We start from the raw sequence: 25,066 nt of genomic DNA on the forward strand, positions 1-25,066 counted from the left end.
ATGCAGCCGCAAGACAAGATCGCTGGCAAGATCGTCGTCGCGAGCCAGCACTACCCGCCTGACCCGAGCACGACGGCGGCGATCATGGCCGAGATCGCCTGCCGTCTCGCCGCCGAGCACGAGGTCGTCGTGCTCTCGGGCTCGCCGGGCGCATTGCCGGCAGCGCAGACCGGCCCGGGCAAGCCGCGCGTCGTCATGGTCAGGAACCGGATGGCGGGCAAGGCGGCGCTGGTGCGGCGCGGCGCCTCCGAGCTGTTGTTCGCAGTGCGCACGTTCCTCGCGTTGGTGCGGGAGCTGAGGCGAGGGGACGTCGTGCTCACGGTCACCGCGCCTTTCATGCTGCCCTATGCGGTGGCGGCGGCGGCACGGGTGAAGGGCGCGCGCTCGGCGCTGATCATGCACGACCTGTTTCCCGACGTGTTGGTGATGGCCGGCCTGTTGAAGCCCCGCTCCGTCGTGACGCGGACGATGCGCGCCGCCAACGGCCTGATGTTCCGTGCCCTCAACGCCGTCATCACCATCGGCCGCGACGCCGAGCGGCCGCTGCTCAGCTATTCGGGGATGAGGCGGAACAAGATCCGCTTCATCCCGAACTGGGCCACGCTCGTGCCCGCGCCGCGGCCGGTCACGCGGGACAATCCGTTCCGCAAGGCAATTCCGGCGCGCTTCATCGTCGGCCTGTCGGGCAATCTCGGCTTCACCCACGATCCCGAGATCGTGTTCGAAGCGGCGCGGCTTCTGAAGGACGAGGCGGACATTCACTTCCTGCTGTCCGGCTGGGGCATCGGTTTCGAGCGGCTGAAGCAGTTGCAGGCGGCGGCGAACCTCGCCAATGTCTCCTTTGTCGGGCGCGTCGAGGATTCCGAGCTCGACGCGTTCCTGGCCTCCGCCGATCTCTGGATCATTCCGTACCGGAAGAACGTTGCGGGCGTGTCGGTGCCGAGCCGGTTCTACAATCTGCTGGCGGTCGGCCGTCCCGTGGTGCTGGTGTCCGAGCCGGAGGCCGAGGCCGCGTTGACGGTGGTGGAGAGCAGGCTCGGCTGGGTGGTGCCGCCGGGCCGTGCCGACCTGCTCGCCGAAGCGATCCGGGCCGCGTTCCGTTCCGACGACGGTGCCATGGCGGCGCGGGCGGTGAAGGCAGCGTCACGGTTCGACAGGACCACCGCGATGAACGCCTATGCCGCGTTGATCGACGAATTGTTGCGCAACCCGGACCTGTCGGAGCAACGATGAGCGAACGTAGACCGGTCGTGCTGGTGACGGGAGCGAGCGGCTTCGTCGGCCGTCATCTCGTGCCGGCGCTCGAGGGCGCGGGATGGTCGGTCCGCCGTGCGGTCCGCGGCCCGGCAGGCGTCGATGGCGAGGTCGTGATCGAGACGATCGGTCCCGAGACCGACTGGCAGGCGGCGCTCGAAGGCGTCGACGCCGTCATCCATCTGGCCGCGCGCGTGCACCACAAGCACGAGGAGCACGCGGTCCAGCTCTACCGCAACGTCAACATCGCCGGCACGCTGCATTTGGCGCGCTGCGCGGCGGCGGCCGGCGTGCGCCAATTCGTCTTCATCAGCACCGTTCTCGTGCACGGCCGCAGCAATGAAGGCCGCGCGCCGTTCAGCGAAAGCGACGTGCTGACGCCGCGCGGCCTCTACGGCATGTCCAAGGCCGCGGCCGAGGCGGGCCTGAGGACGCTGGCGCGCGACAGCGACATGAAGATCACGGTGATCCGGCCGCCGCTGGTCTATGGCGCCGGGGCCAAGGGCAATTTCGCGCTGCTGACGCGTGCGGTGAGCCTGGGACTGCCGCTGCCCTTTGCGGCGATCCGCAACCAGCGCGCCTTCCTTGCCGTGCAGAACCTGTCGTCGTTCATCCTGCGCCGGCTCAGCCATCCTGATCCCACGAGCAATTTCGAGATCTTCCTGGTGGCCGACCGGGAACAGGTCTCGACGCCCGAATTCATCAGGCGCCTGGCCATTGCGTCCGGCAAGAACCCGGTTCTGTTCGGAATGCCGCCGAGACTGCTCGCGACGCTGCTCAGCGTGATGGGCCGGCAGGATACGCATGACAGCCTGATCGGCTCGCTCGAGCTCGACGTCTCCAAGGCGCTCGCGACCGGCTGGCAGCCGCAGGTCTCGCTCGACGAGGGGCTGCGGCAGGCGCTGGCGGCTCAGGACGCCTGAGGGCGGGAGAAGCGCCAGAGCAGGAGGGCGACCGCACCCGCGCCCGCAAGCAAGGCGAGGATCGTGATCGCCGTCGAGCCGGTGCGAACGGTCGCGACGGCGAGCAGGGCCAGCACGAGATTGAGCGCGAATGCTTCGCCGACGACCCGCTTGACCGTGAACCCGTTGTCGGTTGCACGCTGGTAAAAGTGGCTGCGGTGCGCCGACCAGAACGGCTCGCGCCGGATGATGCGCCGAAACAGCGTGATGGTGGAATCTGCAAGATAATAGGCTGGTAGCAGCAGCGCCGCGGCCGGCTCTCCCCGAAACGCGAGCTCCAAAAGGCACCAGCCGAGCAGCAGGCCGATCGGCAGGCTGCCGACATCGCCCAGGAAGACTTTTGCGACCGGACGGTTGAAGGGCGCAAAGCCGAGCATGGCGCCGCATAGCGCGGTGGCGACCAGCACGGCCGGCCATGAGAGATACCCGAGCATTCCCAGCAGCAGCAGCGCGGCGGTGACCGGCACGACCTCCGCCACCGTCATCAGGTCGAGCCCGTCCATGAAGTTGACGAGGTTCACGAACCAGACGCCGGCAAGCACGACGAGGCCGCGCTCCAGCGCAAGCGGCAGCGTCGGCACGATGCGCGCGGTGTCGGGCGCGGTGAACACCACCGCGCCGACGCAGGCGGCCTGCAGCACCAGCCGCACCAGCACGGGCAGCGACACGATGTCGTCGGCGAAGCCGACCAGGGCGATCACGATTGTCGCAGCGACCAGCGCCGGCGGGATCGCGACATTGGCCGAGACCCCCCACAGCGAGGCGACGATCAGCGTCGCGGCGATCACCGCGATGCCCGCGCCCTGCGGGGTCGGGATGCGATGCGAGGACCGGGCATTCGGCCGTGCCAGCGCGTAGCGCTGCAACAGGGGCCGGCTGGTCCAGGTGACGAGCGCCGAGATCAGCGCGGCGGCGGCAACGGCAATTAGCAGGGCCGCGCCGGCGAGCGCATCGGCAGCCGCGCTCACTCCCGCACTCCGATCGGGGTCGACCCTTGCGCGGCTTTCTCTGCGCTGAGGATCCAGACCAGACCGCCGACGGCCCCGACGATGAAGAACACGGCGCCGAACAGCAGCGAGACGTTGACGCCCTCGTTGGCGGAAAGCCCCGCAAAGCCGAACGCAAGGCTCATCGTGGCTTCACGCACGCCCCAGCCGGCGATCGAGATCGGCATCATCGTGATCAGCATCACCGGCGGCACGAGCAGAAAGACGTCGCTGAAACGAACCGGAGCCGCAATCGACTGCACGACGCACCAGGCGGTGACGACGGCGAGCACGTGAACGAGGACCGACAGGATCGCGATGAGGGGACCGCGGTTGCGGCTGAAGATCACGCGATTGGCGATGACGGCGCAGGCGTGAATGTGGTGCGTTGCCCACCAGGTCTTCAGCCAGCGCCATTTCAGCGCGCCGAAGATCAGGAAGCCGACGCCGGCGGCCAGCGCCAGGAGGTCGATGAGCAGCAGCGCCGAGCGCCCGTGCGGATCGGTGATGAGGGTGTAGCTCCAGGGCAGGCTCGCGACGATCACGATCGCGAGCGCGATGAGGCCGATGGCGCGGTCGACGAAGATCGAGTAGGTCGCCGCGCGCCAGCCGGCGCCGGCGCGTGCGACCAGCCACAGCCGCACCGCATCGCCGCCGATCGCCGACGGCAGGGTCTGGTTGAAGAACGAGCCGATCACGTTGTAGCGCATGGCGCGGCCGAGCTCGAGCGGCGCGCCGCAGACGGCGCTGATCTCGCGCCAGCGCAGCACGCCGACGAAGATCTGCAGGAACGTGACCGCGATCGCCATACCGATCCAGAACAGGCTGGTCACGGTGAAGCGGGAAAACAGCTCGGACAGGTCGACCTTGCGCAGCGCCAGATAGAGCAGCGCCACGGAGATCAGGATTTTGGCCGTCGACAACAGGATTCGGCGCATCTCGTCCGCATGAACAGGGTTTGCGAGGATTGAGGCAACCCGACGCGAGGCGCCGAATTCGGCCGCTTTGGTATGGTTTTGGCGCCGATCTTGCAAGAGCCGTCGTAAGGACGCGTCGTTAAGGACGCGTCGTTCAGGATGCGTCGTTAAGGACGCCATGACGAGGCCTCGCGAAGGAGCAGGGAGCCTATTGCGACCCCGCCGAGGTGACGGCTAAACAGGTGCGGGCGAGGGATCCCCAGGGAACAGGATGACGGATCAGGCGATTTTGGTCACGGGTGCCGCCGGCTTCATCGGCTTCCACGTCGCCCGGCAGCTGCTGGGCGAAGGCCGCGCCGTCGTCGGGCTCGACAATCTCAACAGCTATTACGATCCGGCGCTGAAGAAAGCGCGCCTTGCTCTGCTCAGGGACGAGCCCCGTTTCTCGTTCGTCGAGGCGGATCTCGCCGACCGCGAGACCATGGCGGCGCTGTTTGCGCAACATCGTTTTGCCAAAGTCGTGCATCTCGCCGCGCAGGCCGGCGTGCGCTACTCGATCGAGCAGCCGCAGACATACGCCGATTCCAATCTCGTCGGCTTCCTCAACGTGCTGGAGGGCTGCCGCAACAATGGCTGCCGTCATCTGGTCTACGCCTCGTCATCCTCCGTTTACGGCGCCAACACAAAACTGCCATTTGCGGTGGCAGACCGCACCGACCATCCCGTCAGCTTCTACGCCGCGACCAAGAAGGCGAACGAGGTGATGGCGCAGTCCTACAGCCACCTCTATCGCCTGCCGGTCACCGGGCTGCGCTTCTTCACCATCTACGGGCCATGGGGCCGCCCCGACATGGCCATGTTTCTGTTCGCGGGCGCCATCATGGCCGGCAAGCCGATCCGGATCTTCAACCATGGCAAAATGCGCCGCGATTTCACCTATATCGACGATGTGACGCGCGTCGTGTCCAAGCTGATCGATCTCGTGCCCGCGGACGATCCGGCTGCCGCAAATGCGCCGTTTAAGCTCTACAATGTCGGCAATCATCATCCGGAGGAACTGATGCACGTCGTCGGTCTTCTGGAGCGGGAGCTGGGCCGGACGGCGATCAAAGAATTGCTGCCGATGCAGCCGGGAGATGTGCTGGAAACGTTCGCGGATGTCGAGGATCTGATGCGCGACACCGGCTTTGCACCGTCAACGCCGATCGAGCATGGGGTTCATCATTTCGTCACCTGGTATCGGGACTATTTCAAGGTTTGAGATCACGATGGACAAACGCATAATCCCCCTGATCATGTGCGGCGGCGCCGGCACGCGGCTGTGGCCCGCCTCGCGCGAGGTGCGGCCCAAGCAGTTCCTGCCGCTGTTCGGCACGCGCTCGACGTTCCAGGACACGCTGCTGCGCGTGTCCGATCCCTCGCTGTTCGACCGGCCGATCGTCATCACCAACGCGTCCTATCGCTTCATGGTGCTGGAGCAGCTCGCCGAGATCGGCATCGAGGCGGACGTGATCCTCGAGCCGATGCGGCGCGATTCCGGCCCTGCGATCGCCGCCGGCGCTGTGTTCGCGCAGAACCGCGTCAATGAGGCCATCGTGCTCGCGCTCGCCGCCGATCACGTCGTGCAGAATAATGCCGCCTTCGTCGCCGCCTGCCGCGAAGGCCTCACCGCGGCAAATGCCGGGCGCATCGTCACCTTCGGCGTCAAGCCGGAGCGGCCGGCGACCGAATACGGCTACATCAATCCGGGCGAGGTGATCTCGGGCGAGGTGCATGCGGTTACACGCTTCGTCGAGAAGCCGGATGCGGTGAAGGCCTCCGACTACGTCAATTCGGGCTATTTCTGGAACAGCGGCAACTTCATGTTCCCGGCGAGCGTGCTGCTCGACGAATATCGCAGGGTCGATGCGGCAAGCGTCGAGGCGATCACCAATGCGGTCAACAATGCCGGCCGCGATCTCGGCTTCGTCACGCTGGAGCCCGAGGCGTTCGGCGCGGCGAAAGCGATCTCGATCGACTATGCGGTGATGGAGAAGACCGCGCGCGCGGCCGTCGTGCCGGTGTCGTGCGGCTGGTCCGACGTCGGCTCCTGGCATGCGGTGTGGGAATTGTCGGAGAAGGACGCGCTGGGCAATGCCGCGCACGGCACCGCCGTGTTCGAGGATTCCCGCAATTGCAACGTCACCACCGATTCCGCGCTGGTCGCGCTCGAAGGCGTCGACGATCTCGTCGTGGTCGCCACCGCGGATGCGGTGCTGGTCTCGCGGCAGAAGGATGCCAACGGGCTGAAGCGCCTGGTGACGAAGCTGAAGGCGGTCGCGCCGAAGGTCACCGAGGAGCATCTCAAGGTGCACCGGCCCTGGGGCAGCTATCAGTCGGTCGACAATGGCGAGCGCCACCAGGTCAAGCGCATCGTGGTCAAGCCGGGCGGGCGGCTGTCGCTGCAGAAGCACCATCATCGTGCCGAGCACTGGATCGTGGTCCGCGGCACGGCCCAGGTCACCGTCAACGAGACCGTGAAGACGGTGCACGAGAACGAGTCGATCTATATCCCGATGGGCGCCGTCCACCGGATGGAGAATCCCGGCAAGATCCAGCTGGAGCTGATCGAGGTCCAGACCGGCTCTTATCTCGGGGAAGACGACATCATCCGGATTGAAGACGACTATCAAAGGTCGTAACCAGCAACTCCGAATCACGCGACCCGGGCCGAGAAGCGGTATCTTTTTCGGCCTAAGGCCCGGGGAACGTGTAACTTTTTGAATCAAATCGTGTCCGGACCGTCAGGCCGGCATTCGCCACAAATGTGGCGCCCGTGCTAGAAGCGGCCCGGGGATTTGCGTTGAATCGGGGTTTGCTCACATGAGTTCCAAAGGGTCTGCACCGGCAAAGGCCGGCTTGCGCGTCGGTGTCATCGGTGCCGGCGTGATGGGCAGCAACCATGCGCGCGTGCTCAGCGGCCTGCCCGGCGTCAGCCTCGTCGGCGTCGTCGATCCCTCGCCGGCGCATCGCGCGCGGGCAACCGAACTCGCCAATTGCGAAAGCTTCGAGACGCTCGACCAGCTGTTCGCCGAAGGCGTCGATGCCGTTACCATCGCGGCGCCGACCCATCTGCATCACGAGATCGCGCTCGCCTGCATCGCCAAGAACATCCACGTTCTCGTCGAGAAGCCGATCGCATCCACGGTGGAAGAGGGCCGCGAGATCGTCGCCGCGGCACAGAAGGCCGGCGTCACGCTGATGGTCGGCCATGTCGAGCGCTTCAATCCGGCGGTTGCTGCGGTCAAGCAGGCGATCGCGGGCGAGGACATTCTCTCCATCGCGATCACCCGCGTCGGCCCGTTCCCGCCGCGCATGTCCAATGTCGGCGTCGTCATCGACCTTGCCGTGCACGACATCGATCTGATCCGCTGGTTCACCGAATCCGACATCGTCGAGGTGCAGCCGCAATTGTCGAGCGCCGTCGCCGAACGCGAGGACATCGCGCTGCTGCAGTTCCGCACCGAGAGCGGCGTGCTCGCCCACATCAACACCAACTGGCTGACGCCGTTCAAGGCGCGCAGCGTCACGGTCGCGACGCGCGGCAAATACGTGATGGGTGATCTCCTGACGCGCCAGGTCACCGAATGCTTCGGCTTCAAACCCGACGGCAGCTACTCGATGCGGCATCTGCCGGTCGGCCATGACGAGCCGCTGCGCGCCGAGCTGATCGCGTTCCTCAAGGCGGTGCGCAACGGCGAGACGCCGGCGGTGACGGGCGACGAGGGCGTCGCCAGCCTCGAGATCGCCACGCAGTGCCTGGAGACGCCCTCGCGTCCTGCGGCGACGTCACCCGCGCGCAAGGCGCCGCGCCGCGTCGCCGGCTGATTCCTTTCCATGTCGACCGCTCAAACGTCACAAGGCGCCAAAAATCAGGTCATGAACCAGCATCTGCGTTCCGAACCCATTCCCTTCATCGACGTCGCCTCGCAGCGCCGCCGGCTCGGCGCCTCGCTCGATGCCGCCGTCAAGCGCGTGATGGACCATTGCCAGTTCGTCAACGGCCCTGAAGTCTTCGAGCTCGAGAAGCAGCTCGCGGCCTATTCCGGCGCCAAGCATGTGATCGGCTGCGCCAGCGGCACCGATGCGATCCTGATGGTGATGATGGCCAGGAATGTCGGGCCCGGCGATGCCGTGCTGTGTCCGTCCTTCACCTTCATCGCCACGGCCTCGCCGGTGGCGCGGACCGGCGCGACGCCAGTTTACGTCGACGTCGACGAGACCACCTTCAACATGAGCCCTGAATCGCTCAAGCGCGGCATCGCCACCGCCCGCAAGGCTGGTCTCAAGCCGGTCGCGGTGATTCCGGTCGATTTGTTCGGCCAGCCCGCCGATCACGATGCCATCGCCGAGATCGCCAGGGCCGAAGGCCTGTTCGTGCTCGACGACGCCGCGCAAGGCTTTGGCGCAAGCTACAAGGGTCGCAAGCTCGGAACGCTCGGGCACGCCACTGCGACCAGCTTCTTCCCGGCAAAGCCGCTCGGCTGCTTCGGCGACGGTGGCGCGATCTTCACCGATGACGACGAGCTCGCTGCCACCTTGCGCAGCATCCGCGTGCACGGGCAGGGCGTCGACAAATACGACAATGTCCGTCTCGGCCTCACCGGCCGGCTCGACACCATGCAGGCCGCGGTCCTGATCGAGAAGCTGAAGATCTTTGACGACGAGATCGCCGCCCGCAACAAGGTCGCCGAGCGCTATGCGCGCGGCCTGTCCAATGTCGTCACCGTGCCGCGCCTTGCGCCCGGCAATACCTCGGTCTGGGCGCAGTACACCATTCGCCTTCCCAAGGGGACCGACCGCGACGGCTTTGCCGCCGCGTTGAAAGCCCAGGGCGTGCCGACCGCGATCTATTACGGCAAGTCGATGCATCAGCAGACCGCCTACAAGCAATATCCGGTCGCCGAGGGCGGCCTGCCGGGTTGCGAGAGCCTGTCGCAGGACGTCATCAGCCTGCCGATGCATGCCTACCTAACCGAAGCCGACCAGGAGCGAATCATCGCCGCCGTCCGCGGCGCGCTCGCGGGTTGATCTTGCTTTCACCTCTCCCGCTTGCGGGAGAGGTCGGCGCGTAGCGCCGGGTGAGGGCTCTTTCCTCTTGGGGGCTCTCGCTTGCGGAGACACCCTCTTCCCAACCCTCCCCCGCAAGCGGGGGAGGGAGCTGACTTCCGCCGCGGTTTGCACCTAGACCTATTCCTGACATGCTCTAGAAGAGTCCGCATGCTCGGACGCATCTTCACGGTCGGTGGTTACACGCTGCTGTCGCGGCTGACGGGGTTTGCCCGCGACATCATGCTCGCGGCGATTCTCGGCGCCGGCCCGTTGGCCGACGCCTTTTTCGTGGCGCTGCGGCTGCCCAACCATTTCCGCGCGATCTTCGCCGAGGGCGCCTTCAACGCCGCCTGGGTGCCGGCCTATGCCCATGTCCATGGCGAGAAGGGCGAAGCGGCGGCAAAGCTGTTCGCCGACCGCATCTTCACGCTGCTCCTGGCCTCGCAGGTGGTGCTGCTGATCCTCGCCTGGCTGTTCATGCCGCAGGCCATGAGCATTTTGGCGCCGGGCTTTTCCGAGGATGCCGAGCAGCGCAAGCTCGCGATCGAGCTGACCCGGATCACTTTTCCTTATCTCCTGCTGATCACGCTGGTGACGCTCTATGGCGGCATGCTCAACGTGATGCAGCGCTTCGCCAGCGCCGCGGCCGCCTCGATCTTTCTCAACGTCGCGATGATGATGACGTTGGCGGTTGCCGTCTGGTTTCCGACCGCGGGTCATGCCGCCGCCTGGGGCGTGCTGATCTCCGGCTTCCTGCAATATTTCCTGCTCGCCGGCGATCTCGCCCGCCATGGCGGCCTGCCGCGCTTTGCGCCGCTCAAGCTCGACGAGGACGTTCGCGGATTCTTTAGGGCGTTGGGACCTGCGACGCTGGGCTCGATGGGCACGCAGGTCGCGCTGTTCGCCGACACCATCATCGCGACCTTCCTGCCGGCCGGCGCGCTGTCGGCGCTCTACTACGCCGACCGGCTCAACCAGCTGCCGATCGGCGTCATCGGCATCGCTATCGGCACGGTGCTGCTGCCGGAGATGTCGCGACGGATCACGGCGAACGACCACGACGGCGCGCTGAAGGCACAGCGCCGCGCCTTCGATTTCACGCTGCTGTTCTCGGTGCCGTTCGTCGCAGCGTTTCTCACCGTGCCCGATGCGATCATGCGCGCGCTTTTTGCGCGCGGTGCGTTCTCCAAGGCCGATGCAGCCGCCGCCGGTGCGACGCTCGCGGCCTATGCCATCGGCCTCATCCCCTTCGTGCTGATCCGCAGTGCGGTCGCGACCTTCTATGCCCGCAAGGACACCGCGACGCCGGTGCGGGCGTCGCTGACCGGCATCGCCGTCAACGTCGCGCTCAAGGTCGCGTTGATGGGATCGCTCGCGCAGATCGGCCTTGCGCTGGCCACCGCCATCGGCGTCTGGACCAATCTCCTGCTGGTGCTCTTCTTCGCAGTTCGGCGCGGCTTCCTCGTGCCGGACCGCGCCTGGCTGTTGTCGCTCGCCAAATTCCTGCTGATCGGATTGATCCTCGCCACGGCGTTCTGGCTGATCGCGCGCTTCAGCCCGGTCGTTCTTTCCTCCGTGCACACCTTCCGGGACGAAGCGACGCTGGCCCTGCTCGCCGTCGGCGGTACCATCGTCTACGCGCTCGCAATCCTCGTGCTGTTCGGCCGCAGCTGGCTGGTCTCGCTGGTGCGCGGCTAGGGTCGCATCCGGATTTATCCATTTACCGCTGCCTCACACGGACCGGCGACCGGAATCCTTCATAAGGTCGGCCGATCGTGATACGATTTTCCGATATTCGGGTGCCCTGCTCAGGAGACGAGGCAACTACCATGCCATTCCGCTCACCCTGGTCCACGCGGATCGACGAGTTCGCCACCAGCAACGCCGACCTGCTCATCCTCATCGGCCGTGTCCTGCTTGCATGGGTCTTCGTTGGAAGCGCCTATGGAGCACTCACCAACTTCAGTGGCTCGGTGAGTTATTTTCGGTCGCTGAACCTCCCGGTGCCCCAGCTGCTCACGGCGATCAACGTCGTGCTGGAAATCGTGATATCGGTTGGCTTGATACTCGGCATCGGCACGCGCTACTGCGCAATTTTGACGTTTCTGTTCGTATTGGCGGCCACTGCAATTGGACATCGTTACTGGGAGTATCCCGCTGGTCCGCAACAGATTGGCCAGTACAATCACTTCTTGAAGAACATCTCCATCATGGGAGGCGCTCTGTTGATCCTGGTCACCGGAGGAGGCCGGTTCTCCCTCGACCGGAGGGTGGGACGCTAAAGCGCGATGCGATTAGGAAGAATCGTCATCGCGCTTTAGGTTATTGTTTGAGCATGGTCTTCTCGGAAAACCGCTGCACACTTTTCCGGATCATGCTCTAGCAGCGTCACCGTACCCGCTGAGTCACGAAACACTGCGGCCGCAGGATGCGTGCGCCTGGTTCGTTCGCTTCACGCCAGCAACAACGTGACGAGCAGTTCTGCCAGTTTGACAGCTGCCAAGCCGCGCCGAGGCCGTTTTGCGTCACTTCGTCCTGAGTCTGAAAGCAACCGCGATCAGATGGCCGAGGTGTTTCGAGACGGGCTTGAGGTGTTCACCCAGGATCCTCGAGAAGAGCATCAGCCACGTCGCAAGCGCGGCACACCACAAAAGGCTTTCCAATGCTTCGGGCATGAGGTCACCCTTCCAAACAATTACTTGAAATGCGACGAGTGTGGCCGAACGGGAGCCGTGCGACAAGCCCTCCAGAAAGTGGCAAGCCGCCGAAATGCTCGGAAGCGCGTTAGCTCACCATGCGTCGCGGAAGCAGCGAATTGAGGGCAACGAGCTATCGTGCCCGCCGTTATGCGCGGCGCCTAACGTCAGCTATAGGACAGAGTTACCTACATAATGAGCGGACGTGCATATCGCATATCACGGGTCATCCTATCGCCTTTCGGTCAGTCGCCGCTCTGAACGATCGCGCGCCTCAAGCGCTCTTCGCGGGGCTGGTCCCTTATGCGCTGTTGCGGCTAACCTCCTTCGTCGCATTAGTTGGAAAGACGAATTGGCCGGCGTGGGGGTTCGCCTTCAGGATGCAATCGATCTCCATGCATCTCTTGATTTTGCGCGATTGCCGTGGTAGGAGTCGCTCATGATCAAATCGTCGCGCAAAGTCTCCTGCAACCACATCACCCGCTTCGGCTGGGCGGTGGGAGGAGTCGTGCGCTAGGATCTCGACGACATCTTTTCCACCAGGCCCCGCCGGCATCGGACGGGGCCTTTTGTTTGGCCACGCTCCTTGCCGGCTCACAGCAGGAGCGTCCGATGCCACCACAACTGACGAAGATCTCATCCGAGGCCGAGCACGATGCCGCGGTGCTTCGCCTCGACCGATCCATTGCCCTGGCGAAGGAGGCCATGGACGAGGTCCTGGCGGCAGCGGCTCGCCTCAACGTGTCCGTTGCACCGCCGGGCCATGCCTTGTCGGGGAGGGAAGCAGCCGCGCCGGCGCAAAGCCTCCTGGACCTGCCCAGTCGATATTGGCATGCGTTTGGGGAGTGGCTCCTGCATCCGCGGGTCAGCTTGCGGGACCTGAGTGACAGGGCGCTGATGGACATCGGCCTGACGCGCGCCGAGATCGACCATCTCACAGCTGGGCGGGCGATCGATACGCTCAGAGATCGTACGAGCTATCTGATGAGCCGGGGCGGGATGTGAGTGGTCGCCAATTCCAGGCGTCGGTCACCCGAAAGCGTCTGCCGTGATCCCCGTCGCTCGGCTGGACTCCCCGACCGGGTCCATGGGACACTCCACTGAGCGGACGGGGAGGCGACATGATCCTGGTGACCGGCAGCGCAATCGCAAGGCAGGACTCGATCGACGAGGTCCGGAGACTAAGCCTCGAACACGTCCAACGCTCGCGCGCCGAGCCCGGCTGCATCTCGCATGCGGTGCATGTCGATTGCGAGAATCCCCTCAAATTCGTGTTCGTCGAGCAGTGGGCCGATCGCGCTGCGCTGCTCGCGCACTTCGCGGTTCCGGCCTCGCGCGACTTTGTCCGTGCGCTGCAATCGCTCGTCTCGGAGCCGACGACCATCGAGATCTACGACGCCGCCAGGATGGCCGGGCTTTGACGCGCCAGTTTTTCCACGGCAATATGCCCACAAAACAACCATGAGAACGGGAAGATAAAATGGCGGCTCCCATCAAGTTCGGCGTTGGCCAAAGCGTGCTGCGCAAGGAGGATGACGCGCTCATCCGCGGCAAGGGCCGCTATACCGATGATTACGCGCCGCAGGCCGCGCTCCGCTGCCTGGTGCTGCGCTCGCCGCATGCGCATGCCAAATACACCATCGATGCGAGCCGGGCCCGCGGCCTGCCGGGCGTTGCGCTGATCCTGACGGCTGATGACGTTGGGGATCTCGGCAATCTGCCCTGCCTGTTCAATCTCGAGACCGATCCGTTCACCGGCCCGCCTTACCCGATCCTCGCCCAGGACGAGGTGCGACATGTCGGCGATGCCGTCGCCTTCGTGGTCGCTGAGACCATCGACCAGGCCCGCGACGCGATCGAGGCGATCGAGGTCAAATGGTCGCCACTGCCCGCCGTGACCGGCGTCGTCAACGCCGTGAAGAAGGGCGCACCGCAGGTCTGGCCCGACAAGCCCGGCAACGTGCTGTTCGACGTCTCGATCGGCGACAAGGCGGCGGTGGACGCGGCCTTTGCCAAGGCGCATGCCGTCGCCGAGATCTCCATCGTCAATCCGCGCGTGGTGGCAAGCTTCTTGGAGACGCGCGCGGCGGTGTGCGAATACGATTCCAAGCGCGACCATCTGACGCTGACGGTCGGCAGCCAGGGCAGCCACCGCCTGCGCGACATCCTCTGCCAGAACGTGCTCAACATCCCCACCGACAAGATGCGGGTGATCTGTCCCGACGTCGGCGGCGGGTTCGGCACAAAGCTGTTTCCGTACCGGGAATACGCCTTGATGGCCGTCGCTGCGCGTAAGCTGAAGAAGGCGGTGAAGTGGGCAGCCGATCGCTCCGAGCATTTCATGGGCGATGCGCAGGGCCGCGACAACGTCACCACCGCCAAGATGGCGCTGGCTGAAGACGGCAAGTTCCTCGCCATGGATTGCGACCTCATGGGCGACATGGGCGCGTATCTGTCGACCTTCGGGCCCTACATCCCGCATGGCGGCGCGGGCATGCTGCCGGGCCTTTACGACATCCAGGCCTTCCATTGCCGGGTGCGCACCATCTTCACCCACAGCGTGCCTGTCGATGCCTATCGCGGCGCGGGCCGGCCCGAAGCCGCCTATGTCATCGAGCGCCTCGTCGATGCCTGCGCGCGAAAGCTCGACATGACGCCGGATGCCATCCGCCGCAAGAATTTCATCCCGCCGAAGGCGCTGCCCTACAAGACCGCGACCGGGAAGGTCTACGATTCCGGCGACTTCGCCGCGCATCTGAAGCGCGCGATGGAGATCGCGGAGTGGAAGGAATTTCCCAAGCGCGCCAAGCTCGCCAAGAAGGGCGGCCTGATCCGCGGCATCGGGCTTGCGAGCTATGTCGAGATCTGCGGCGTGATGGGTGAGGAGACCGCCAATGTGCGGCTCGATGCCAATGGCGACGTCACCGTGCTGATCGGCACGCAATCGAGCGGGCAGGGCCATCAGACTGCCTACGCGCAGATCGTCGCCGAGCAGTTCGGCCTGGTGCCCGAGCGTGTGCATGTTCGCCAGGGCGATACCGACGAGATCGCGACCGGCCTCGGCACCGGCGGGTCGGCTTCGATTCCGTCAGGCGGCGTCAGCGTCGAGCGCGCCACGCGCGAGCTCGGGCAAAAGCTGAAGGAGATCGCGGCGCAGGCGCTCGAAGCCAGCGCCGGCGACTTAGAGATCACCGATGGCATCATCCGCATTGCCGGCACCGATCGTGCGATCTCGTTCGCCGATCTCACCAAGCGGCCCGGGGTCGATCCGTCGAATCTGAACGGCAGCGCGACCTTTGCCAGCGCCGACGGCACCTATCCCAACGGCACCCATGTCGCGGAGGTCGAGATCGATCCGGCCACCGGCATCATCAAAATCGTCAACTACGTGATCGTCGACGATTTCGGCAAGACGCTCAACCCGCTGCTCCTGGCCGGCCAGGTGCATGGCGGCGCCATGCAGGGCATCGGCCAGGCCTTGATGGAGCAGGTGGTGTATGGACCGACGGACGGCCAGCTCATCACCGCAACCTTCATGGACTATGCGCTGCCGCGCGCGGCGGATGGGCCTGCCTTCGTGTTCGAAACCCACAACGTGCCCTGCAAGACCAATCCCATGGGCGTGAAGGGGGCCGGCGAGGCCGGCGCGATCGGCTCCTGTCCGGCCGTCGTCAATGCCATCGTCGACGCGCTCTGGCGCGAATACAAGATCGACCACATCGACATGCCGGCAACGCCCGAGCGGGTGTGGATCGCCATCAACGAGCACCACCGCCGCCACAGTCTCTGAACCCGATCTCCGCGCGCACGGGAATAAACGCGCCGCGCGGGGTTCTACCCATGATGGGTCCCGGCTTCACGTGAAGCCGGCGAAGTCTCATTCCCTGAACGTCTCGAGAGCCGGAGAAGCGAACCAATGAAACGGACGATGATTGTCGCGGGCGTCCTCGTGCTGGGCGCGGGCGCCGTCATGGCGCAACAGGAGATTGCCGTCCAGCAGGACAATCTGATGCGCTCGCAGGCAAAGAGCCTGTACTCGGTCATTCAGAAGATGTCCAAGGGCGACATTCCCTACAACCAGAAGACCGTCGACGAGGCGATTGCCAACCTGGAGGCGGACGTCGCCAAGATCGCCAAGACCTTCGAGGTCAATCCCAAGCAGGACGTCGTGAATGCGTCCTACGGCTCCTCGCCGAAGGTCTGGCAGAACAAGGCCGATTTCGATTCCAAGATCCCGCCGGTGCAGAAGGCGATCGCCGACGTCAAAGGCAAGATCACCAATGTCGCGAGCCTGAAGGCGGCCTACACGGCGATCAACGACCGCTGCAATGATTGTCACGAAACCTATCGGTTGAAGTTGAAATAACGGGGCGACGAGGAAGCAGTGAAGGGGGCGGTTGCGAAGGCAGCCGCCTTTTTGCGTAGCCGCGAGCCGCAGCGAGGCAGTAATTCTGTCCGCAAGGCCTGACGGATTGCTCTCAGAGCAGCTATCTTTGTGGCAGCGCGCCGTGCGCTCACACGAGTCGACGCATCCTCCTCCCGACACTCTCAGGACATCAGGGAGTTCCAGCGCGCGGCGAGCACCATAGTCAACAGCGAGACAGGCCATGGCAAAACCGTTCCCGTCGAAGACCCATATCGGCAATCATATGCTGCATCCGGAAACCTTGATGCTGACCTATGGCTATGACCCGCAATTGTCGGAGGGCGCCATCAAGCCGCCGGTGTTCCTGACCTCCACCTTCGTGTTCAAGACCGCCGAGGACGGGCAGGACTTCTTCGACTACGTCGCCGGTCGGCGCGAGCCGCCGGAAGGCATGGGCGCGGGCTTGGTCTATTCGCGCTTCAATCATCCCAACAGCGAGATCGTCGAGGACAGGCTCGCGATCTACGAGCGAACCGAGAGTTGCGCGCTGTTCTCCTCCGGCATGGCGGCCATCGCAACCACGATCCTGGCCTTCGTTCGCCCCGGCGATGTCATCCTGCACTCGCAGCCGCTCTACGGCGGGACGGAGACCCTGCTGACGAACACCCTTGCGCGTCTGTCGATCGGCGCCGTCGGCTTTGCCGACGGCATCGACGAGACGGCGGTCGAGCAGGCCTCGGACGAGGCGATGCGCAAGGGGCGGGTGTCGATGATCCTGATCGAGACGCCCGCCAATCCGACCAACGGCCTCGTCGACATCGCAATGATCCGCCGCATCACCGATGCCATCGGCAAGGCACAGGGACACACGCCGATCATCGCTTGCGACAACACGCTGCTCGGGCCGGTGTTTCAGCGGCCGATTGAGCACGGCGCGGATGTGTCGCTGTATTCGCTGACGAAATATGTCGGTGGCCATTCCGACCTGATCGCGGGCGCCGCGCTCGGATCGAAAGCGATCATGAAGGGCATCAAGGCGTTGCGCGGCGCCATCGGCACCCAGCTCGATCCGCATTCCTGCTGGATGATCAACCGCTCGCTCGAGACGCTCAGCCTGCGGATGGAGAAAGCCGATGCGAATGCGCGGCTCGTGGCGGACTTCCTGCGCGACCACCCGAAGGTCGCCAAGGTGCACTACCTCGGCCATCACGAAGAGGCCTCGCCATCGGGGCGTGTGTTCGCGCGGCAATGCCTCGGCGCGGGGTCGACTTTCTCGTTCGACATCGTCGGCGGCAAGGAGGCGGCGGTGAAATTCCTCAACGCGCTGCAGATTCTCAAGCTGGCGGTGAGTCTCGGCGGCACGGAATCGCTCGCAAGCCTGCCGGCGACGATGACCCATTCCGGCGTTCCCGCCGACATCCGCCGGAAAATCGGCGTGCTCGATTCCACGATCCGGCTCTCGATCGGCATCGAGAACCCGTCGGACCTGATCGCCGACCTCGCGCAGGCGCTGAACGCCGCTTGAGCGAGGCAGGTCCTCGCCCCGAATCGAAAAGGCCGGACGCTCCCTCCTTGCGTCCGGCCTTTCCGCGACGAAGCCCCGCGTTTTCGCTTTACTTCGTCACCTGACCGCGGATCTCGCCGCCCGGGTTCGCCGCGGTATGGATGTTGATGTAGTACTTGCCGCCGAGCAGATCGGCGGCCTGCGCGTCCGTGAGCGTGGCTTCGCCCTTGACCGGGCTCGAGGCCGCATTCGGGATCGCGACCGCGACGCCGGCGTTCTTGCCGGCTTCGGCCGGCCCATGGAAATGCGCGGCGGTGGCGGGGCCCGAGAGGCCGGAATAAGTGACCGTCCAGGACAGCTTCTTGCTGGCAGCGTCGTAGTCCAGATCGGCCGTTCCGGTGGCGCTGCTGGTGTTGGCGGGGACTTCGGATTTGCCGTCCAGCGTCGCCTTCATTTTCTCCGCGCTGGCCGGGGCGGCGAACGCAACGGCAGCTCCGAGTGCCAGTGTGGCAAAAACGGCTTTGGTCATGGGTCTCTCCCTGTTGACGCCTGATTGCTCTTCAAACAGTGCGCCATGCGGTTTATTCCCGCATTACAGCCGGACCGTCTAAAATATTCGTGGTTGGATCGGGCGCGGCATGACCCTTAAGTTCGCGCGCTCACGATGGAATGATCGAATGCTGCGACGAATGCTTCTTGCCGCCCTGATCGCCGCCGCCGCGGCGTTCGGCCTCTATTGGTGGTTGACCGCCCCGGCCGCGCTGGCCTTGCCGGCGCCGACACGGAGTCCGGATCTTGCCAACGGGCAGGAGCTGTTCAACGCCGGCGGCTGCTCGTCCTGTCACGCCATCCCCAATCAGCCCGATCGCCTGCGGCTCGGCGGCGGGCTGGCGCTGGGCTCGCCGTTCGGGACGTTCTACGCGCCCAACATTTCCCCCGATCCGGCCGACGGAATCGGCCGCTGGAGCGAGGCTGATTTCGTCAACGCCGTGGTGCGCGGCATCTCGCCCGCGGGCGCGCACTATTTCCCCGCGTTTCCCTACACGTCCTATCATCTGGCAAGCATCGACGACGTTCGCGACCTCTTTGCCTATCTGAAGACGCTGCCGCCGGTGTCCGGCAGAGTGCGCGACCACGCGCTGCCGTTTCCGTTCAACATTCGCCGCAATGTCGGCATCTGGAAACTGCTGTTCATGGACACCGCGCCGTTCGTCGCGGACGCCGCGCGCTCGCCGCAATGGAATCGCGGGGCCTATCTCGTGAACGGTTTCGGCCATTGCGCCGAATGCCACAGCCCGCGCAATGCGCTCGGCGGCATCATCGCCGGCCAGCGCTTTGCCGGTGGGCCCAATCCGGAAGGTGAGGGCTGGGTGCCCAACATCACGCAGCAGGGCATCGGCAGCTGGAGCGAGAAGGATATCGCGGATTTTCTCGAGACCGGCGACATGCCCGAGGGCGATAGCGCTTCGGGTGCGATGCGGCCGGTGATCAAGAATCTGGCGCAACTGACCGCAGAAGACCGCGCCGCGATGGCCGCGTATCTGAAGTCGCTGCCGCCGGTGCAGGGACCGACACCGCCCAAACGCAAGGAGGGCGGCTAGCGCTGCCGGCGCGCTTCGGCCGTTGTTAGGCGCATGCTCTAGCTGGTGCCGAACGCCTTGAAGGTGATGATGGTGAGGGTGTCCTGGATGCCCGGCAGCACCTGCACCTTCTCATTTACGAAATGGCCGATGTCGGTATCCTTGTCGACGTAGAACTTCACCAGGAGGTCGTATTGGCCGGCCGTGGAATAGATCTCGGAGGCGATCTCGGCTTCGGCAAGCGCATTGGCCACCGTATAGGACTGGCCGAGCTTGCATTTGATTTGGACGAAGAAAGGAACCATCGCGGGCACTCCGAAAGCGGATCTGGCGGCTAATAGGCCAAAACCGGCCGGATTTAGCAAGCCAGCTTGCGGCTCCTGCGCGGCGCATTCGCAAGTCTAGGATGGGACCACCGCTGCGGCCAATGCATCCCTGAGCCGCTGGGCGAGCTCGACCTTGCGATAGGGCTTGGTCAGCACGATCGATTGCGGCCGCGCGTGGCCCTGCGCGACCAGGGTCTCCAGCGCGTAGCCCGAGGTGAACAGGACCGGCAGGCCGGGACGCAGCCGCCGCGCCTGATCGGCGAGGTCCCAGCCGCTCATGCCACCGGGCATCACGATATCGGTGAACAGCAAGTCGATGCCGGGATCGCCCTGCAGCTGCTGCAGGGCATCCTTGCCGTTGACCGCAGCAACGACGCGATATCCGAGCGCTTCCACCCTGCGAATGACGGAGGAGCGGACGAAGGGATCGTCCTCGACGATCAGGATCGTCTCGTAGCCTCGCGGCGCCTTGTCCTCGCCGTCGGGAAGATCGGCCTGCGACCAGCCGGTGTTCGCGCGCGGCAGGTAGATCCTGACCGTGGTTCCGAGGCCTGCCTCGCTGTAGATCGAGACATGGCCGCCCGATTGCTTGGCAAAGCCATAGACCATGCTGAGGCCGAGGCCCGAACCCTTGCCGACCTCCTTGGTGGTGAAGAACGGCTCGAACGCGCGTGCGGTGATCTCGGGCGTCATGCCTTCGCCGTCATCGGTGACCGAGATCAGGGCGTAGCTGCCGGGCGCGACCTCCGGGTGAAGGGCGCGATCGTCGTCGATCGTGACCAGCTCAGTGGCCAGCGTGAGGTGGCCTCCCGATGGCATGGCATCCTGCGCATTGAGCGCAAGATTCAGCACGGCGGATTCGAGCTGGGCGCGGTCGGCAAAGGCCAGGACCGTGCCGGGCCCGGAGCTCGTCCTGATCTCGATGTCTTCGCGCAAGGTGCGCTTGAGCAGCTTGAACATGGAATCGAGCAGGCTGCGGCAATCGATCGTCTGGGGCCGCAGCAATTGGCGGCGGCTGAAGGCGAGCAGGCGCTGCGTCAGCTCGGCGCCCTGTTCGCCCGATTGGCAGATGTCCTCGGCAAAGCGCTTGAGGTCCGGCCTCGCCTTGAGCTGCTCGCTCAGGTGCTCGGCATTGCCGATGATGACGGTGAGCAGATTGTTGAAGTCGTGCGCGATGCCGCCGGAGAGCTGGCCGACCATCTCCATCTTCTGCGCCTGCTGGAGCTGCTGCTCGGTCAGCTTGCGCGCGGTGAGGTCGTGGACGATGCCGACGAAGATCAATTCGCCGTCCTGCCGCGCCTGGCCGACCGAGAGATCCATCGCAAATGTCGTGCCGTCCTTGCGCAGGCCGATGGCCTCGCCGCCTATCGCGAAATGCCGCGCCGCATCCGCCTCGGGCATCAGCATGCCGACGTTGCGGTTCATCACCTCGTCGGCGCGGTAGCCGAACAAGCGCTCGCAGGCCGGATTGAACAGCAGGATGCGGTCCTGCGCATCGAACAGGATGACGCCGTCGACGGCGGTCTCGACGATCGCGGTGAGGCGCGCCACGCTCTCGCGCATCGCGCGCTGGGCGTCGCGGACCTGCTGCAGCAGCAGCGCGGCGTCGCGGCTCTTGATTTCCTCCTCCTCGAGCGCGGCCTGGACCTGTTGCAGCTCGAACGGCGAGGGGATCGTCAGGATCTTCGGCAGCAACGGCCAGAGTGCGGCGGCGGTGAAGACCGAGGCGACCGCGGTGGCGGCCTTGACCATGCCCTCGATGCCGTAGACCGGAACCCAGAGCGTGTAGATCGACAGCACGTGAGTCAGGCCGCAGGCCATGATGAAGATCGCGAACGCCCAGAAGACCCAGCCGAACTTGAGGTCGCGCCGCTTGGTGACGAGGATGGCGAGGGCGAACGGGATCGAGAAATAGGCGGCGGCAATGCAGGCGTCGGAAACGACGTGAAGCCAGATCAGCTCAGGCTCCCACAACAGGCAGATGCCGTGCGGCGACAGCATGGACGAGTCGAGGAGACGTTCGAAGAAGGCCCACATCGTTCCACCCCAAGAGTCTTTCAGATGGCTTGCGGGCCGGGGCGGCCTGCAACATCGGGTCGCTGGACGGTTCCACCACCTGACGTCTCGCGTAACCGGCGAAGCACGCTAAGGTACACGACTATACCAAGGGTCCGGCGCCGTTGCATTTTCAAGCCCGCATCATTGCGGGCCTTTGACCGCGCCGTGTCCGACTGATTCGCAAGGCGCGCAATTGATTCGCGAATCACGCTCGGCGGCGATTCGGCGCGCTTGCTGGCGTTCCGCGGTCGCGCTAGGACAGGCCATGGCGGCGTCCTCAAGCACATGTCCCCCGCGATGACGACCCCGGTCGCACTCACCATCGCCGGTTCCGATTCGAGCGGCGGCGCCGGCATCCAGGCGGACCTGAAGACCTTTGCCGCGCTCGGCGTCTACGGCGCCTCCGTGATCACGGCGCTGACGGCGCAGAACACGCGCGGCGTGACCGGCATTCACGCGGTGCCGGCCGGGTTCGTCACCGAGCAGATCGACGCGGTGTTCTCCGACCTCGACATCGGTGCGGTGAAGATCGGCATGGTGGCCCAGGCCGCCAGCATCGACGCCATCGCGGCCGCGCTGTCGCGCTGGGCACCGCGGCACGTCGTGCTCGATCCCGTCATGGTGGCGACCTCCGGCGATCGCCTGCTCGCCGCCGAAGCCGTCGACGCCCTGCGCACCAGGCTGATGCCGCTGGCTGCCGTGATCACGCCGAACCTGCCGGAGGCCGCGGCCCTGCTCGATGAGCCGGTGGCGGCGAGCGAGGCCGAGATCGAAAGCCAGGGACGCCGCCTGCTGGCGCTGGGCTGCCGCGCCGTCCTGATCAAGGGCGGGCACGGAGAGGGTGCCGAGAGCACCGACTATCTCGTCACTGCCGGGACCACGATCGCGCTCGCCGCGCCGCGCGTGGCAACCCGCAACACCCATGGCACCGGCTGCTCGCTGTCCTCCGCCATCGCGGCTGGGCTGGCCAAGGGCGAGGACCTCGAGGCCGCCGTGCGCAACGCCAAGGCCTGGATCAGTGCCGCGATCGCCGCCGCCGACCGCTTCAGCGTCGGCCACGGCCACGGACCGATTCATCATTTCCACAAGTTCTACTGAGGCGGGCTTGCTTCGCCTCTCCCGCTTGCGCTTGCGGGCGAGGTCGCGTCGAGGGCCCTTTCTCCTCTTGGGGATTGTCCCATTACGGAAGCACCCTCTCCCCAGCCCTTCCCCGCAAGTGGGGAGGGAGCGCACCTACCTGGCTTCCGGCCGGAATCTGATCTCCAGAGCCCCCTGCGGCGCCATGTCGCCTGATTGTCGCATGCGACTGATATTCGCGGGGAGGGCGAGGCAAGGCGTGATTCGTATTTCAAGGTGCCTCGAGGGTTCAATCGGTCATCCCCCTGTCACGGGACATTGTTACAGGCTGGCGCATGGGAAGTTACGATGTGAGTGACGAGAGCCCGGAGCGGCGCTTTCGCACGTTGTTCATCTCCGACGTCCATCTCGGAGCCCGCGGTTCTCAAGCCGATCTTCTGCTCGACTTCCTGCGCTACCATGATGCCGACACGATCTATCTCGTCGGCGACATCGTCGACGGCTGGGCGCTGAAATCGAGCTGGCACTGGCCGCAATCGCATAACGACCTCGTCCAGAAGCTTTTGCGCAAGGCGCGCAAGGGCGCCAAGGTCATCTACATTCCCGGCAATCACGACGAATTCCTGCGCAACTATTACGGCACGCATTTCGGCGGCATCGACGTGGTCGAGAACACGGTTCACACCGGCGTCGACGGCAAGCGCTATCTCGTCATTCACGGCGACATCTTCGATCTCGTGGTGCAGAACGCGCGCTGGCTCGCCCATCTCGGCGACAAGGCCTACGACTTCGCGATCCAGATGAATCGCTTCGTCAACTTCTTCCGCCGCCTGTTCGGCGTGCCCTATTGGTCGCTGTCGCAATGGGCCAAGCAGAAGGTCAAGAACGCCGTCAACTATATCGGCGCGTTCGAGCAGGCGCTCGCCGCCGAGGCACGGCGTCACGAGGCCGACGGCGTGATCTGCGGCCACATCCACTACGCCGTCATCCGCGACGAGGCCGGCATCCGCTACATGAATTGCGGCGACTGGGTGGAGAGCTGCACGGCCCTCGTCGAGCACGACGACGGCCATTTCGAGATCATCACCTGGGCGGATCAGTTGCAGAAGCCGGCGCAGGTGCCACAGGTCGCGGCAAGGGCGGCCTGATGCGCATCCTGGTTGCGACCGATGCCTGGCACCCGCAAGTCAACGGTGTGGTTCGGACGCTGACCAAGCTCGCTGACGCCGCCAAAGAGCTCGGCGTCGAGTTCACGTTCCTGACGCCACAATCGTTCCGCACCTTCGCCATGCCGAGCTATCGCGACGTGCGCCTCGCCATGCCGCGCCCGGCCCGGATCGCAAGGCTGATCGAGGAGGCGCGGCCCGACAGCATCCACATCGCAACCGAAGGGCCGATCGGCCTGATGGTTCGCCGCTATTGCCGCCAGCGCAAGCTGCCGTTCACGACCAGCTTCCATACCCGCTTCCCCGAATATGTCCGCGCCCGCGTGCCAGTCCCTGGCTCGCTGATCTGGCGGGCGCTGCGGCGATTCCACAGCCCCAGCCGCGCCGTGATGGCGGCGACGCCGGCGCTCGCGCGCGAACTGACCGAGCGCGGCTTCGACAATGTCGTGCTGTGGCCGCGCGGCGTCGACACTGGCCTGTTCCACCCCCGCGTCATCGATCTCTGCCTGCCGGCCCCCGTATTCCTGTCGGTCGGCCGGGTGGCCGTGGAGAAGAATCTCGAGGCGTTCCTGGAGCTCGACCTGCCCGGCACCAAGGTGGTCGTCGGCGACGGCCCGGCGCGCGCCTCGCTGGAAGAGGCCTATCCCGATGCGATCTTCCTCGGCGAGAAGCACGGTGAGGAACTGGCGGACATCTACGCGGCCGCCGACGTGTTCGTGTTCCCGAGCAAGACCGACACCTTCGGCCTGGTCCTGCTGGAGGCGCTGGCGAGTGGTCTGCCGGTCGCGGCTTTCCCGGTGAAGGGACCCCGCGACGTGATCGGCGATGCGCCTGTCGGCGCGCTCGATCACGATCTGCGCAGCGCCTGCTTCGCCGCGCTCGACATCTCCCGCCAGGACTGCGTCGCGTTTGCCGCCAATTACACCTGGGAAGCCTCGGCGCGGGTCTTCATCGACAGCATTTTGGCGGTCGGGGCGGTGCTGCCCGGCAGGGCCGGCGCGGAACAGCCGCGGTTCGTGGCCTAGAGCGATCTCGATCCGATGGATCGAAATGGCTCTAGATTCTTGTTTTGACGCGTTTTCT

22 protein-coding genes are annotated in these 25,066 nt (G+C 65.2%); 17 read left to right on the forward strand and 5 right to left on the reverse strand.

Annotated features, from left to right (window positions below):
* On the forward strand, positions 1–1,233 hold the full coding sequence (locus ACNJYD_RS13240; RefSeq protein ID WP_439366599.1) for a glycosyltransferase family 4 protein: 1,233 nt from the start codon (positions 1–3) through the stop codon (positions 1,231–1,233).
* Entirely contained in the window at positions 1,230–2,177 is a 948-nt protein-coding gene (locus tag ACNJYD_RS13245) for an NAD-dependent epimerase/dehydratase family protein (protein ID WP_212260221.1), read from the forward strand. The genes ACNJYD_RS13240 and ACNJYD_RS13245 overlap by 4 nt, the downstream gene beginning before the upstream one ends.
* Here ACNJYD_RS13245 and ACNJYD_RS13250 read toward each other — a convergent pair.
* Together ACNJYD_RS13250 and ACNJYD_RS13255 are read right to left on the reverse strand one after the other, a co-directional pair.
* The gene (locus ACNJYD_RS13250) at positions 2,165–3,184 is read right to left on the reverse strand and encodes an MraY family glycosyltransferase (RefSeq protein WP_439366600.1); all 1,020 of its coding nucleotides are present in this window, start codon (positions 3,182–3,184) and stop codon (positions 2,165–2,167) included. The genes ACNJYD_RS13245 and ACNJYD_RS13250 overlap by 13 nt on opposite strands.
* Entirely contained in the window at positions 3,181–4,140 is a 960-nt protein-coding gene (locus ACNJYD_RS13255) for a lysylphosphatidylglycerol synthase transmembrane domain-containing protein (RefSeq protein ID WP_212260224.1), read from the reverse strand. Before ACNJYD_RS13255 ends, ACNJYD_RS13250 begins: the two co-directional genes overlap by 4 nt.
* A 250-nt stretch (positions 4,141–4,390) precedes the next feature.
* Between ACNJYD_RS13255 and ACNJYD_RS13260 the strand changes: the two genes are divergently transcribed.
* The 11 genes from ACNJYD_RS13260 (at position 4,391) to ACNJYD_RS13310 (ending at position 17,797) form a co-directional block, all read left to right on the forward strand.
* Entirely contained in the window at positions 4,391–5,380 is a 990-nt protein-coding gene (locus ACNJYD_RS13260) for an SDR family NAD(P)-dependent oxidoreductase (RefSeq protein WP_172785294.1), read from the forward strand.
* 7 nt (positions 5,381–5,387) lie between these two features.
* Entirely contained in the window at positions 5,388–6,800 is a 1,413-nt protein-coding gene (locus ACNJYD_RS13265; RefSeq protein WP_439366601.1) for a mannose-1-phosphate guanylyltransferase/mannose-6-phosphate isomerase, read from the forward strand.
* Positions 6,801–6,981: 181 nt separating this feature from the next.
* Complete coding sequence (locus ACNJYD_RS13270) at positions 6,982–7,986, forward strand: Gfo/Idh/MocA family protein (protein ID WP_212260226.1); 1,005 nt, start codon at positions 6,982–6,984, stop codon at positions 7,984–7,986.
* 51 nt (positions 7,987–8,037) lie between these two features.
* Positions 8,038–9,189 carry a DegT/DnrJ/EryC1/StrS family aminotransferase gene (locus ACNJYD_RS13275; RefSeq protein ID WP_439366602.1) on the forward strand — a complete coding sequence of 384 codons (1,152 nt, stop codon included), beginning with the start codon at positions 8,038–8,040 and terminating at the stop codon, positions 9,187–9,189.
* 189 nt (positions 9,190–9,378) lie between these two features.
* Positions 9,379–10,908, forward strand: coding sequence for a murein biosynthesis integral membrane protein MurJ (gene murJ, locus ACNJYD_RS13280; RefSeq protein WP_439366603.1), 1,530 nt, complete (start codon positions 9,379–9,381; stop codon positions 10,906–10,908).
* Positions 10,909–11,039: 131 nt separating this feature from the next.
* Positions 11,040–11,492: a DoxX family protein gene (locus ACNJYD_RS13285; RefSeq protein ID WP_172785289.1), complete on the forward strand. Its 453-nt coding sequence runs from the start codon at positions 11,040–11,042 to the stop codon at positions 11,490–11,492.
* Positions 11,493–12,518: 1,026 nt separating this feature from the next.
* Positions 12,519–12,911, forward strand: coding sequence for a DUF1127 domain-containing protein (locus ACNJYD_RS13290; RefSeq protein WP_439366604.1), 393 nt, complete (start codon positions 12,519–12,521; stop codon positions 12,909–12,911).
* A gap of 116 nt (positions 12,912–13,027) precedes the next feature.
* Positions 13,028–13,327: a putative quinol monooxygenase gene (locus tag ACNJYD_RS13295; protein WP_172785288.1), complete on the forward strand. Its 300-nt coding sequence runs from the start codon at positions 13,028–13,030 to the stop codon at positions 13,325–13,327.
* Between the two features lie 59 nt (positions 13,328–13,386).
* Positions 13,387–15,696, forward strand: a complete 2,310-nt coding sequence (locus tag ACNJYD_RS13300) for a xanthine dehydrogenase family protein molybdopterin-binding subunit (protein ID WP_439366605.1) — start codon at positions 13,387–13,389, stop codon at positions 15,694–15,696.
* A 126-nt stretch (positions 15,697–15,822) separates the two neighbouring features.
* Positions 15,823–16,272 carry a cytochrome c gene (locus tag ACNJYD_RS13305; RefSeq protein WP_172785286.1) on the forward strand — a complete coding sequence of 150 codons (450 nt, stop codon included), beginning with the start codon at positions 15,823–15,825 and terminating at the stop codon, positions 16,270–16,272.
* 241 nt (positions 16,273–16,513) lie between these two features.
* Positions 16,514–17,797 (forward strand): cystathionine gamma-synthase family protein, encoded by a 1,284-nt coding sequence (locus tag ACNJYD_RS13310; protein WP_439366606.1) that lies wholly within the window; start codon positions 16,514–16,516, stop codon positions 17,795–17,797.
* 88 nt (positions 17,798–17,885) lie between these two features.
* Here the strand turns inward: ACNJYD_RS13310 and ACNJYD_RS13315 are convergent, their stop codons facing one another.
* Positions 17,886–18,305 carry a CHRD domain-containing protein gene (locus ACNJYD_RS13315; protein WP_439366607.1) on the reverse strand — a complete coding sequence of 140 codons (420 nt, stop codon included), beginning with the start codon at positions 18,303–18,305 and terminating at the stop codon, positions 17,886–17,888.
* A gap of 148 nt (positions 18,306–18,453) precedes the next feature.
* On the opposite strand from ACNJYD_RS13315, the gene ACNJYD_RS13320 reads away from it, so the two are divergent.
* Entirely contained in the window at positions 18,454–19,377 is a 924-nt protein-coding gene (locus tag ACNJYD_RS13320; protein WP_439366608.1) for a c-type cytochrome, read from the forward strand.
* Between the two features lie 38 nt (positions 19,378–19,415).
* Here the strand turns inward: ACNJYD_RS13320 and ACNJYD_RS13325 are convergent, their stop codons facing one another.
* Together ACNJYD_RS13325 and ACNJYD_RS13330 are read right to left on the reverse strand one after the other, a co-directional pair.
* On the reverse strand, positions 19,416–19,661 hold the full coding sequence (locus tag ACNJYD_RS13325) for an Lrp/AsnC ligand binding domain-containing protein (RefSeq protein WP_135162037.1): 246 nt from the start codon (positions 19,659–19,661) through the stop codon (positions 19,416–19,418).
* A gap of 96 nt (positions 19,662–19,757) precedes the next feature.
* On the reverse strand, positions 19,758–21,719 hold the full coding sequence (locus tag ACNJYD_RS13330; protein WP_439366610.1) for a PAS domain S-box protein: 1,962 nt from the start codon (positions 21,717–21,719) through the stop codon (positions 19,758–19,760).
* 318 nt (positions 21,720–22,037) lie between these two features.
* Between ACNJYD_RS13330 and thiD the strand changes: the two genes are divergently transcribed.
* From thiD to ACNJYD_RS13345, 3 genes are all read left to right on the forward strand, one after another.
* A complete protein-coding gene (gene thiD, locus ACNJYD_RS13335) occupies positions 22,038–22,838 on the forward strand; it encodes a bifunctional hydroxymethylpyrimidine kinase/phosphomethylpyrimidine kinase (protein ID WP_439366611.1) in 801 nt (266 codons plus the stop codon).
* Between the two features lie 314 nt (positions 22,839–23,152).
* Positions 23,153–23,965 carry a UDP-2,3-diacylglucosamine diphosphatase gene (locus tag ACNJYD_RS13340; RefSeq protein WP_172785281.1) on the forward strand — a complete coding sequence of 271 codons (813 nt, stop codon included), beginning with the start codon at positions 23,153–23,155 and terminating at the stop codon, positions 23,963–23,965.
* Positions 23,965–25,008, forward strand: a complete 1,044-nt coding sequence (locus ACNJYD_RS13345; protein WP_439366612.1) for a glycosyltransferase family 4 protein — start codon at positions 23,965–23,967, stop codon at positions 25,006–25,008. Before ACNJYD_RS13340 ends, ACNJYD_RS13345 begins: the two co-directional genes overlap by 1 nt.
* The last annotated feature ends 58 nt before the right edge of the window (positions 25,009–25,066 follow it).

The organism is Bradyrhizobium sp. SPXBL-02, from assembly GCF_051853065.1.
Lineage (GTDB): Bacteria > Pseudomonadota > Alphaproteobacteria > Rhizobiales > Xanthobacteraceae > Bradyrhizobium.